At 31.2% G+C, this 12,070-nt stretch carries 13 protein-coding genes, 1 tRNA gene and 1 pseudogene; 5 read left to right on the top strand and 10 right to left on the bottom strand.

What is annotated here, in order from left to right; all coding sequences use genetic code 11:
* Positions 1-46 precede the first annotated feature (46 nt).
* Together AC1XJX_RS06430 and rseP are read right to left on the bottom strand one after the other, a co-directional pair.
* Positions 47-123: transfer RNA gene (locus AC1XJX_RS06430), tRNA-Asn, on the bottom strand.
* 74 nt (positions 124-197) lie between these two features.
* Positions 198-1,544, bottom strand: a complete 1,347-nt coding sequence (gene rseP / locus AC1XJX_RS06425) for an RIP metalloprotease RseP (RefSeq protein ID WP_482003145.1) — start codon at positions 1,542-1,544, stop codon at positions 198-200.
* 162 nt (positions 1,545-1,706) lie between these two features.
* On the opposite strand from rseP, the gene AC1XJX_RS06420 reads away from it, so the two are divergent.
* The 4 genes from AC1XJX_RS06420 (at position 1,707) to AC1XJX_RS06405 (ending at position 5,060) form a co-directional block, all read left to right on the top strand.
* Positions 1,707-2,375 carry an SCO family protein gene (locus AC1XJX_RS06420; RefSeq protein WP_482003144.1) on the top strand — a complete coding sequence of 223 codons (669 nt, stop codon included), beginning with the start codon at positions 1,707-1,709 and terminating at the stop codon, positions 2,373-2,375.
* Positions 2,376-2,564: 189 nt separating this feature from the next.
* Positions 2,565-2,801, top strand: a complete 237-nt coding sequence (locus AC1XJX_RS06415) for a FeoA family protein (RefSeq protein ID WP_482003143.1) — start codon at positions 2,565-2,567, stop codon at positions 2,799-2,801.
* Positions 2,794-4,893, top strand: a complete 2,100-nt coding sequence (feoB, locus tag AC1XJX_RS06410) for a ferrous iron transport protein B (RefSeq protein WP_482003142.1) — start codon at positions 2,794-2,796, stop codon at positions 4,891-4,893. Before AC1XJX_RS06415 ends, feoB (AC1XJX_RS06410) begins: the two co-directional genes overlap by 8 nt.
* A 29-nt stretch (positions 4,894-4,922) precedes the next feature.
* Positions 4,923-5,060, top strand: a complete 138-nt coding sequence (locus AC1XJX_RS06405; protein ID WP_482003141.1) for a FeoB-associated Cys-rich membrane protein — start codon at positions 4,923-4,925, stop codon at positions 5,058-5,060.
* Positions 5,061-5,063: 3 nt separating this feature from the next.
* Here AC1XJX_RS06405 and AC1XJX_RS06400 read toward each other — a convergent pair whose 3' ends face one another.
* The 7 genes and pseudogenes from AC1XJX_RS06400 to AC1XJX_RS06370 form a co-directional block, all read right to left on the bottom strand.
* The gene (locus AC1XJX_RS06400; RefSeq protein ID WP_482003140.1) at positions 5,064-5,600 is read right to left on the bottom strand and encodes a hypothetical protein; all 537 of its coding nucleotides are present in this window, start codon (positions 5,598-5,600) and stop codon (positions 5,064-5,066) included.
* A 56-nt stretch (positions 5,601-5,656) separates the two neighbouring features.
* Positions 5,657-5,923, bottom strand: coding sequence for a hypothetical protein (locus AC1XJX_RS06395; RefSeq protein ID WP_482003139.1), 267 nt, complete (start codon positions 5,921-5,923; stop codon positions 5,657-5,659).
* Positions 5,913-6,113 (bottom strand): hypothetical protein, encoded by a 201-nt coding sequence (locus AC1XJX_RS06390; protein WP_482003138.1) that lies wholly within the window; start codon positions 6,111-6,113, stop codon positions 5,913-5,915. Before AC1XJX_RS06390 ends, AC1XJX_RS06395 begins: the two co-directional genes overlap by 11 nt.
* Positions 6,110-6,370, bottom strand: coding sequence for a hypothetical protein (locus AC1XJX_RS06385; protein ID WP_482003137.1), 261 nt, complete (start codon positions 6,368-6,370; stop codon positions 6,110-6,112). The genes AC1XJX_RS06390 and AC1XJX_RS06385 overlap by 4 nt, the downstream gene beginning before the upstream one ends.
* A gap of 13 nt (positions 6,371-6,383) precedes the next feature.
* Positions 6,384-8,577 (bottom strand): annotated as a pseudogene (gene feoB / locus AC1XJX_RS06380) (ferrous iron transport protein B).
* A complete protein-coding gene (locus tag AC1XJX_RS06375) occupies positions 8,561-9,598 on the bottom strand; it encodes a metal-dependent transcriptional regulator (protein ID WP_482003136.1) in 1,038 nt (345 codons plus the stop codon). The pseudogene feoB (AC1XJX_RS06380) and the gene AC1XJX_RS06375 overlap by 17 nt, the downstream one beginning before the upstream one ends.
* Position 9,599: 1 nt before the next feature.
* Complete coding sequence (locus tag AC1XJX_RS06370; protein WP_482003135.1) at positions 9,600-10,253, bottom strand: metal-dependent transcriptional regulator; 654 nt, start codon at positions 10,251-10,253, stop codon at positions 9,600-9,602.
* A gap of 110 nt (positions 10,254-10,363) precedes the next feature.
* On the opposite strand from AC1XJX_RS06370, the gene AC1XJX_RS06365 reads away from it, so the two are divergent.
* Positions 10,364-10,723, top strand: coding sequence for a YraN family protein (locus AC1XJX_RS06365; RefSeq protein WP_482003134.1), 360 nt, complete (start codon positions 10,364-10,366; stop codon positions 10,721-10,723).
* Here the strand turns inward: AC1XJX_RS06365 and AC1XJX_RS06360 are convergent.
* Positions 10,720-12,048 (bottom strand): TlpA family protein disulfide reductase, encoded by a 1,329-nt coding sequence (locus AC1XJX_RS06360; protein WP_482003133.1) that lies wholly within the window; start codon positions 12,046-12,048, stop codon positions 10,720-10,722. The two genes, AC1XJX_RS06365 and AC1XJX_RS06360, sit on opposite strands and share 4 nt — an antisense overlap.
* Positions 12,049-12,070 lie beyond the last annotated feature (22 nt).

Raw genomic sequence — 12,070 nt, 5'->3', positions numbered from 1 at the left:
CTGATAGACAAAGAAAAAGCCATCATTTCTGATGGCTTGTCCAGTGTGGCTCCCCCTCTTGGGCTCGAACCAAGGACCCTTTGATTAACAGTCAAATGCTCTAACCAACTGAGCTAAGGAGGAGTGTTAATTTTTCGCCTAAGCGAGCGCAAATATATATATATTTTTATTTACTGCAAATATTATTTTTAAAAATTTTAATCAAAAATTGCTTTAAAAATATCATTACCGTTTGCAAATAAAACTAAAGCAATAAGTATAAAGAAACCAACCATTTGGGCATACTCCATAAACTTATCTCCTGGTTTTCTGCCTGAAATCATTTCATATAATAAAAACATCACATGACCACCATCTAATGCAGGTATAGGCAATAAGTTTAAAACCCCTAACATAATAGATAGGAAAGCTGTTATGGTCCAAAAAACTTGCCAGCTCCAAAAGCTTGGGAAGATATCATAAATTGCTTTAAAACCTCCAACACCTTTATAAGCGCCTGTACTAGGTGTGAAAATAGCTCCTAATTGATCCCAATAAGAAACCATTTTATCTTTTGCCTTATTTAAACCAACAGAAAAAGACTCAAAAAAACCATAATCTTTTGTTTCAAATTGGTAATAACCTAATGCTTCTAGTGTTTCTGGAGTAGAACCTGAAGCATATACTAACCCTAATTTTGCATTATCAGAAATTTTCAAGGAGATATTAATTTCAGATTTATCTCTTAAAACTTTAGCAGTAACCTCTTGACCTTTAAATTTCTCTAATCCTAGTTTAACCTCATCGGCATATTTTGTATTAAAATCATTTAATCCAATAACAATATCACCTTTTCTTAGTCCGCTATTTTTATTGAAAGAGGTATCTGGAACTTGAACAACAATGAAAGGTTCTCTTAGATTGATAAAACCTCTTTCTTTAGAATCTATAAGTTGTGATAAAAAATCTTCAGGAAAAATAACCGTTGATTCTTTGCCGTTTCTTTCAATGGTTATTCTTTTTCCAAATAAAACCTTTTCTGATATTTGAGAGAAATTTTCAATTTTGTCTCCATCGACAGCAATAATTTTATCTCCTGTTAAAAGCCCTGCTTGATTAGCTACTTTGTTTTCTATTAAAAGGCCGTCTTTAATATTTTCAATAGGTAAAAATCTATCACCATAATAATAACTCATACCAATGTATATAAGGATAGCTAATAGAAAGTTAACAGTTACACCACCAAGCATAATAATTAAGCGTTGCCATGCAGGTTTTGAACGAAATTCCCATGGTTGTGGCTCCTGCGCCATTTGCTCGGTATCCATGCTTTCATCAATCATTCCAGATATTTTTACGTAACCCCCTAAAGGCAACCAACCTATACCATAAACTGTTTCGCCAATCTTCTTTTTAAAAAGTGAAAACTTAACATCAAAAAACAAATAAAATTTTTCTACTCGTGTTTTAAATGCTTTTGCAGGGATAAAATGACCTAATTCGTGTAAAATAATTAGTAAGGAAAGGCTCAGTAAAAACTGAGATATTTTTATAACAAACTCCATAGTTTCTTAAAATCTATTTTTAATAATCGCACAAAAGTAAGCTTTTAAACCAACTTTAAAAAGCTAATTAATTAATGGTATTCGTTTTAACATGAATTTAAGTTCCTATAACATTTTACACCTCTAATTTTCATCGTATTTTTGCATAAATCAATAATATATATGCTTACGTTTTTTAAGGATTACAAGAAATTTGCCATTGTTTTTGTAATCATTTCAATCATTATAATCGCACTTATTTTCAATACACTTAATGTTTATAAACCCTTACCTATTTATCAGCCAGCTATGGTAAGTGAAGAGCTTGTTGATAGCACCATTCAATATCAAAAAAAGTATCATAAGGTTGGAACTTTTAGCCTTATTAATCAAAATGGAAAAACCATAACCCAAGATGATTATAAAAACAAAATTTATATAGCTGATTTCTTTTTTACAACCTGCAAAACTATTTGCCCAATAATGACAAATCATATGGCTAAAATTCAGGAGAAAATTATAAACGACAATGATGTTATGTTGTTATCCCATTCCGTTACCCCTGAAATTGATTCGGTTGCACAATTAAAACAATATGCCATAGAAAAAGGTGTGATAGACAAAAAATGGAATTTAGTTACTGGTGATAAGAAACAAATTTATGATCTAGCTAGAAAAAGTTATTTGGCTGTTAAGGACAATCCGTATAGTGGAGAATTTGATATGATTCATACCGAAAATTTTATGCTTATAGATAAAAAAAAACAAATTCGTGGGTTTTACGATGGCACAAACCCCGAGGAAATGGATAGATTAATAGATGATATGGCAACACTGAAAAAAGAGGAATAAAACAACCTACTTTGTTACTTATTTTGTTTTGCGTTAGGGATTGAGCAATTGTTGGAGCTCCTTAATGAGAGCGACTTGCGAAAGCGCGACCCTTGGGTAACGCCAAAAAGCTTTTATAAAATATTGAAGCACTTTTAACTTTAAATTTTTTAATGTACTTTTGCTTCTTTAAAATCAATCTAAATAAGCTTGGAGGATACTTTAGCACATTTGAAACGCGGTGAACATGCAATTATTAAGGATGTTTCATCTATTCATATTCCTTTAAAACTATTGGAAATGGGTTGTTTGCCTGGTAATTCTGTAGAGCTTGTTCAGCTTGCGCCTTTTCAAGATCCGATGTATTTAAACATTAATGGTACCCATTTAGCTATTAGAAAAGAGACGGCTTCTCATATAATTATAGAAAAAATACCTCATGAGTAAGCAAATTAATGTCGCTTTAATAGGGAATCCAAATACAGGAAAAACATCTGTATTTAATGCTTTAACAGGTTTAAATCAAAAAGTTGGTAATTACCCCGGTATTACAGTTGAAAAGAAAGAAGGTATTTGTAAACTCCCACGTGGTGTTAAAGCCCATATTATTGATTTACCGGGAACATACAGTTTAAATGCCTCATCGCTTGATGAGAATGTGGTTATTGAGTTACTTCTAAATAAAAATGATAAGGACTTCCCAGATATTGCTGTTGTTATTAGTGATGTTGAAAATTTAAAGCGAAACCTATTATTGTTTACTCAAATTAAAGATTTAGAAATTCCTACAATTCTGGTTATTAATATGGCAGATCGTATGAATTACAAGGGTATTTCTCTAGATATTGATTATTTAGAAGAACATCTTAAGACTAAAATTGCTTTAATTAGTACGCGTAGAAATGAAGGTATTGAAAGTTTAAAAAACCTTATTACTAATTATAAAGATATTCCTATTTCTCCTTGTTTAAATGCCTCTGAGATTGATAAAGATTATTTTGAGAATTTACAAAAAGCATTCCCTAATCAACTACTTTATAAACTTTGGTTAGTAATCACGCAAGATGTAAACTTTGGAAAAACAGACAGAAACGAAATTGATGCAGTAGCTAATTTTAAAACAAAAAGCAAAAGTGATTTAAAACGTTTACAACAAAAAGAAACCATAAAACGCTACCAATTTATAAATAATGTTTTAAAGGTTGGGCAAACTATTGATGCCTCTCAGGCAAAAGATTTGCGAAGTAAACTCGATAGTGTTTTAACGCATAAGGTTTGGGGTTACGTTATTTTCATTATTATTTTACTTACCATTTTTCAAGCTATTTATGATTGGTCTAGCGTACCCATGGATTTTATTGATAGTGCATTTGCTTCTTTAAGCGAATGGACTAAAAACGTATTACCATCGGGAGCTTTTACGAATTTACTTGCTGAAGGCATCATCCCTGGACTTGGAGGTATTGTAATTTTTATTCCGCAAATTGCCTTTTTGTTTTTATTTATTGCTGTTCTTGAAGAAAGCGGTTATATGAGTCGCGTGGTGTTTTTAATGGATAGAATTATGCGTCGATTTGGGTTAAGCGGCAAAAGTGTAGTACCGCTAATTTCTGGAACTGCCTGCGCCATTCCTGCTATTATGGCTACTAGAAATATTGAAAGTTGGAAAGAACGTTTAATTACTATTTTAGTAACACCTTTTACAACTTGTTCTGCGAGACTTCCAGTTTATTTAATTATTATAGCTTTAGTAATACCCGAAGGACGAATATTTGGATTGGGATATCAAGCATTAACCTTAATGTTATTGTATTTAATTGGGTTTGGCGCTGCTATTATTTCGGCATATATTTTAAATAAAATATTAAAAATTAAAAGTAAAACGTTTTTTGTTGTTGAAATGCCTAATTATAAATTACCTCTTTTTAAAAACGTAGGTTTAACCGTAATTGAAAAAACAAAATCATTTGTTTTTGGAGCAGGAAAAATCATTTTAGCCATTTCTATTGTTTTGTGGTTTTTAGCGTCTTATGGTCCAGGAGAACAATTTAATGATGCGGAAAATATTGTGGAAACAACTTTCGCTTCTGATAATTTGAGCGAAGAAGATTTACAGCAAAAAATAGCGTCTCATAAATTAGAACATTCTTTTATTGGTATAACTGGTCGTGCTATAGAGCCTGCCATTAGACCCTTAGGTTACGATTGGAAAATAGGTATAGCGATCGTTAGCTCTTTTGCTGCAAGAGAAGTATTTGTAGGTACACTAGCTACAATTTACAGTGTAGGAAGCGATGAAGAAGAAACTATAAAAAACAGGATGGCAGGAGAAATAAATCCTATTTTAGGAGGTCCTTTATTTACTTTTGCATCTGGTATTTCTTTACTTCTTTTTTATGCTTTTGCCATGCAGTGTATGAGCACTTTGGCGGTAGTTAAACGCGAAACCAATACTTGGAAATGGCCCGTTTTACAATTGATAATTATGAGTGCCTTTGCATATATTGTGGCATTAATTGCTTTTCAATTTTTGAAATGAAAAGCATTTAATTACGACTAAAAGTTTTTATGAATACATTAATACAAAACATATTAGTTTTTGCTTCCATGGCTTTAGCCATAAGCTTTTTGGTAAGAAAGTTTTTTTCGAAAAAAACGGCTTCAAAAAAAGCTTGTGGTGGAGATGACGGTTGTGGCTGTCACTAATCTTTATTTTTTTAATAAAGCATCTAAATAATTACTTGTATTTAAATACTCGACTCTCATTTTTCTTAAATACTCTAAAATGACCTCTTTTTGGATATAATCTGGATGCAAACAATCCTTGTTGTCTTTATCTGTTACGGTTATCACTAAGAACCAATTACCCATTCTAGAAACATAAGAATCCTCAAAAATGGATTCATTATTATTGGCTTCCAAAGCACTGTCAACTAAAATTGGCAAAATGTTTAAAGTCTTATCTGGGATATCAACTTCGTAAAACGAAAAATAATAGACGGTTTCATTAATTTCAAAAGGGATATCCCATCCAACTTCTTGATCATTCAACTCATATTTAATGTTTATATAACTATAAAACTCATTAACATCTTTAGGGTCCTCAAAAATAAAAGCATGTTTTTTAGGAAGTTTTCTTTTAAATTTACTTGCTACCATAACTTTATCTGTTTGGATAGTTGGAGCAATTCTAATTGGAATACATGAAAAATATAATAATGGTATTAAAATTAGTAGTCGTTTCATATGAAAACCTTTTCGGCAAACATATCAATTTTTATAACAGCATTTGAATTGCGAACTCAATTATTTTTTTCAATATTGATATTATATCCTATTGAAATATAATTCATGATATGATTAATTCCTGTTCCAAATGAAAAGTCAATTTGGCTTTTCTTGTTTACCAAATAAGTAATTCCTGCATCAAAACTATATTGGTAATCATCAAAATTTAAAAAGTAACCAAATGGTTCAATATAAAAACCAAATGAATCATTAATTACTTTTGCTAGTGAGTTAGAAAAGGTTAAATTACGGTAGCCTTCACCAAAATAATCATAACCCACATTGTACCCTACAATTAAGATGATTACTTAAACTATGAGAAATGGAGAGTTTATTTATTGTTCCTAATTTATCGTTTGTAAAACTTTTAGAGCCAGTTGGAAACAATACATGCGTTATAAAAGCAATTTCGGTATTTATATGCTCTTTTTTTAATAACTGAATTTTTGTTCCTAACTGTAAATCGCTCATGCCAACAAATTCTTGCAGTATAATTTCAATACCGCTACAAATACCGTATCTAAATAACGTTTTGGTGTTAATAGTTGCTTTTCAGAATTAAAATCATCTTCTATAAAGCCAACTATAATCCCTGTTTCAATTTGCAAACTACCCCTTTTTACTGTTGAAGAACTTTCGGTTTGATCTGATCTATCTGTTATAATTGTTTGAGAAAAAATGGAATTGATTGTGAATACTAACAACAGCATGGTAAAGAATTTATTCATACTCTGTATGTAACTAAAAAATAATTCTCCAAAATTGAGCCACCAGAAACGTAACTATAAAACCTAAAAAAATAGGCATCACTGAGGCAAAAACCGTCCATTTTACACTTTTTGTTTCTTTGTAGATGGTATAAATTGTGGTACTACAAGGGTTATGTAATAAACTAAATAACATCAAATTGATTGCAGTAAGTAATGTCCATCCACCTGCTCTTAAAATATCAGCAGTAGCGTCCATAGAATCTAGCTCAAACATCACACCAGCACCAGCACCACCTGAAATTCCTGTAACCATAACGGTAAGCATTAAAATAGTAGGAATTACAATTTCATTTGCTGGAATTGCTACAATATATGCTAATAATATAACGCCGTTTAATCCTAACAAAAATCCAAAACCACTCATCCCGTTTATAGCCCATGATGCTATACTTTCATTGCCAATATAAATGTTAGAAATTAACCAAATTACAGCACCTGCTGGCGCCGCAAATACGATAGCACGCCATAAAACAATTAAAGTTCTATCGATTAATGATGTATAAATAGTTTTCCAAAAACGCGGTGGCCTGTAAGGTGGTAACTCCAAGTTAAAGGTTGATACTTCTCCTTTTAAAACCGTTTTAGATAATGCCCATGAAACAGTAAACATAAATGCCATCCCTAAAACAGCAACTCCTATTACAGCTAACAGGGACACTAAACTAGAAAACGACTCTGGAACCACAGCTCCAATAAAAATAGTTGCTATTAATATTTGTGTTGGCCAGCGCCCATTACACAAGGAGAAATTATTAGTAATAATAGCTATTAAACGCTCTCTTGGGCTATCAATAATTCTGGTAGCCACAACGCCTGCAGCATTACAACCAAAACCCATACTCATAGTTAAAGCTTGCTTGCCATGTGCTCCAGATTTTTTAAATAAAGAGTCTAAATTAAAAGCAACACGTGGTAAATAACCAAAATCTTCAAGAAGCGTAAACATTGGAAAAAATATAGCCATAGGAGGTAACATAACAGCTATTACCCAAGCTACTGCAAGATAAACACCATCAATTAAAAAGCCATCTAGCCACCAAGGTGTCCCTATGCTTGCTGCACCACTTTTTAAAATAGGGTGCATGTTATCTAATAATAAACTTGCTAATAAAGATGATGGATAGTTTGCTCCTACTATGGTTAACCACAATACCAATCCTAAAATTAAAAACATGATAGGAAAACCGAAGGTTTTACTCGTTACAATTTTATCTATTTTAGAATCTAAACGAAAGCGTTTTTTAGAATTATCAACCTGTACCGTGTCTTTTACAATATTAGCGGCATCAGCGTAAATACTTTCAGTTAAATTATCATGAAAATCATCGCCAATTTGCCATCGTAATTCATTTGATAATTCAATAATATAATCAATATTTTTCTGATTCATTTACGTTAGTTTAAACAAGTTGTCCTGCTTTTAAAGCATTAATTATTTGGGTATCACCTTCTAACAATCTAAAAGCTATCCATCTACTATTAGGAATATTAGGAAACTCTTTTTCAATCTCATTTGCAAGTGTTTTAACCGCTTTTTCAATGTTATTAGGAACACTTTTTATTTTATGTGGTTTACAAACAATGTTACCGTTAGCAATTTCGCTAATAGTTTGAATGAGTTCTGGGATGCCTTCGCTAAATCTCGCACTTGTAGGTACAACAGGTATACCTAAATCTCGTGACAACGTACGTACATCTATAGAAATGTGATTACGCTTAGCTTCATCCATTAAATTTAAACATAAAACCACTCTATCTGTAATTTCTAATATTTGAAGTACCAGATTGAGATTACGCTCTAATCGATTAGCATCAACTACAATAACTGTTACGTTAGGTTTTCCAAAAAGGATAAAATCTCTAGCAGCTTCTTCATCTTCTGATGTTGAAAGTAATGAGTAAGTCCCAGGTAAATCAACCAATTTGAATTTTTGAGTATTATATTCAAAACCGCCTTCTGCTCGTGTAACTGTTTTACCTGGCCAATTCCCAGTATGTTGCCTTAATCCTGTAAGGGCATTAAAAACCGTGCTTTTTCCTGTATTTGGATTTCCTGCTAATGCCACTACAAAATCGAAATTATCTGTGTGAATACCTAATTTTTTTAAACCGTCAGCATTAAAATGTGCACACATTTCACAAGCACTTTTAACTTTTGTATTCATAGCTTTTTTTTATTAGAATTTTAGCTGCTTGATCTTTACGTAAAGCAATGGAAGTTCCTTTAATTAAATAAGCGTGAGGTTCGCCTAAAGGATTCATCATATCAATGCTGATTTTGGCGCCTTTTACGAATCCTAAATCTAATAGCCGTCTTCTGCTTTCGCCTCTACTTTCTTTAGAAATACCTATAATTCTAGCCATTTCATTTTCATTTAAACTTGATAATCTAGCAATATTATCTTCTATAACAACTTCTTTTTCAATAGCAGCCACAGTAAGGTTAGCAGCAACAATTGGTGCCAATTTAAACTCTTCACCTTCCGACTGAAAAACAATACGCGTACTATTATTTTCAACAACTCTTAAAAGAGATCCAATATGGATGTTTTCGGCTAAAATTTGCTTGTAAATAATTTCAGGTTCGTCTTCAATATGAGTGATTCTTCCAATGGTGTTAATAGGTAAAAGCGGTAATTCAACACCAATAACATCAGCCATTTTACCTGTTTTTGTTGGAATGGGATCTCCGTGTGGATCAAATTTTGGATTTCCTAAACGTGCAGCAAGAGTGTTGGTTTCGTCATGACTAAGTTTATGTTCCATCATTTCAGCTCTATCATGCCATTCGGTTTTACTAAAACCTGTTTTTTCAGCTAAATAGCGTTCCCATAATCTGTGTACACGCACAATACGTAAGGCATAATTTCTTCCAGCTTCTGATAATTTTAAAATATCCGATTCAAAATAAATTAAATTATTAATAGTCATTTTATTAATGGCTTCAACAATACTAGCATTTTTATAGTCTAATACCTGTACCAGCGTTTTCATATCCACTTTATTACTGGAATATTCGAAATGGTACAGTTGTTTTAAAACATCCTCTATAATTGTTTTTTCATTGTTTTTAAAATGCTTTCTAAGTATCCAAAACCAACCTTTTACAGGACGAAAAAATATAAAAAGCAAAACCACCAATACAAAAAATATGAGGAGTGCCGATATGGGATTGTAGTTATTCATTTTAAATACTTAAATATAAATTTTGAGCTACCTCTTTAGATATAATCATCTTTTGAGATTTGGTTTCAATAGTTAAGGAATTGTCAAAAGGCTCGAAATCTAAAACCTTTATGGTATCCCCTAATGCTAATTTGTTTTTGTTTAAATATTTTAAAAAAACGTCGGTTGAATCTTTCACAAAGGACAAAATACCTTGATTTCCTGTATCAATATCAAAGATACTTATACTTTTTATTGGAGAGTGGTTACCGTTTTTATCAGGGATTGGATCGCCATGGGGGTCATGGGTTGGAAACTCTAAAAAGGCATCTAGTTCATTTACTAATTTTAACGATTTTACATGCTCTAGTTGTTCGGCAACTTCATGTACCTCATCCCAAGAAAAATTAAGCTTGTTAACTAAAAAGACCTCCCAAAGCCTGTGTTTCCTTATAACTAATGCTGCAGCTAAGCGCCCTTCATTAGTTAAACTAACACCTTGATACCTTGTGTAGTTAGCCAAATTTTTATCGGCTAGTTTTTTTATCATATCGGTAACTGAAGAAGCCTTTGATGAAACTTTTTCTGCAATAGCGTTTGTACTAACAGAAAGCGTACCCTGCTTTCCTAAATGATAAATAGCTTTTAAATAATTTTCTTCTGATAATGTGACCATAACTTGTAAATCACAACAAATATAATCAAAAATTTACCTTTGAGTAAAAATATTTTTAGGTAAGACTAAAAATTTAAAATAAAATGATAAAATATTTATAACTTAGCTACATGGCACAACATATTGAACTTGGTAAAAAAGGCGAACAATTAGCAGTAGATTTTCTATTAAAAAAAGGTTACGATATCATTGATCGCAATTATAGATTTGATAATGCTGAAGTTGATATTATTGCTCAAAAAAAAGACACTCTTGCCATTATTGAAGTAAAAACCCGTTCCTCAACAGATTTTGGTAATCCCCAAGATTTTGTAAAACCGAAACAAATACAACGTTTAGTAAAAGCAGTTGATGAATATGTAAACGTTAATGATTTAGACGTTGAAGTTCGTTTTGATATTATTGCAATTGTAAAAGAAGAAAAGTTGTTTAAAATTGAGCATTTAGAAAATGCATTTTATCATTTTTAATCTGCCTTAAAAAAAGGTTTTAATGCTTCAAAATTTACTGGTTTAGCAATAATTTCTTTGTCTTTGTTTAAAATAAAATAGGTTGGTGTAGCAATTACACCATAAGCATCTCCTATTTCATTATCCCATTTGCCTTTTCCATAAACATGAATAAATTTAGGGTAATTTTTTTTAATATTTTGCCAACCTTTTGGTTCATCTTCCAAAGCAATAGCTATTACTTTAACAAATCCTTTTTCAAAAGAATTTAAAAAAGTATTTAATTGTGGAACCTCATCTAAGCAGTGCGAACATGTACTACTCCAAAATAAAATAATGTAGTTTTCTGAAATATTAAGCTCACTTAATTTTTTAGTACTTGTGATGTTATCTTTTTTTACTTCAAAAGAAAAATCTGGCGCTTTACTTCCTATAGAAGTTTCACTGTAAACAATCAACGCATTTAATAATTCTTGATCGTTTAACGAAACAGCAATATCCATTAAAAAGGTTTCAGCTATATAATTTGCAACAGGTTCTATCTCTAAATCTACCATTTGTTGCCATAAATCTAGCAACAAAATACGCTTTACTTTTTGAGGAACACCTTTAATTTTTGAGCAAATAACATCAATATTTTTTTTATAGTTTTTGATGTCGTCATGTGAATCTGTCGTCATCCCAAAGACATAACTCAATATTTTTTCTTCTAAAAAACTAGAACTTTGTAAAGTTTGGTTATTAAAATCGATATTATCAAAATAATGATTTTTTAAGTTTTCAGTATACAATTTTACATCCTCAGGTTTTTTTGGAGTGTAGGATTTGTTTGCTTTTATAAATTGAAGTGCTATCGTTTCTTTTGCAGCTTTTTCAAAGTTTAATTGCGTTTCTCTTTGTGTTTTAAAAATGGCTTTTAAGGCCATAGTGTCCTTTATTTTTTGACTATAATAATTTGCTAAACTTTGAGTAACCATAGACATACTGTTAGTGTAGGATGCCAATAATTTATTTTCTATTGATGTTTTAAATTTTACGCCAGTTTCAGAATTAAAAGAAAGCTCAATATCTTCTTTCCCATTGTAAATAATATCAAAATTGTAATCCTCTTGGGGTATGGCATAAACCAAACGATAGATGCCTTTTTTATTTGTAGAATCTAAATTAAACTGAAAACTGCCATCCTTTTTTATTTCTGAGTTAGCAATGTATGTTGAAACTGTTGGTGTTACTTTATAAAGCAAAGCTAAGTTGTAATCTTTTGCTGGATAAAAATTACCTTTTATAGTATGTTGTGCAAATAGAAAACTTGGTACTAAAAGAGAGAGAAAAAGGATACGTTTCATTTGTGTTAATTCATTTTAACCT

It is taken from the genome of Flaviramulus sp., from assembly GCF_982512915.1.
The sequence above is the reverse complement of the archived record's forward strand: the minus strand, read 5'-3'. Positions and strand labels throughout refer to the sequence as shown.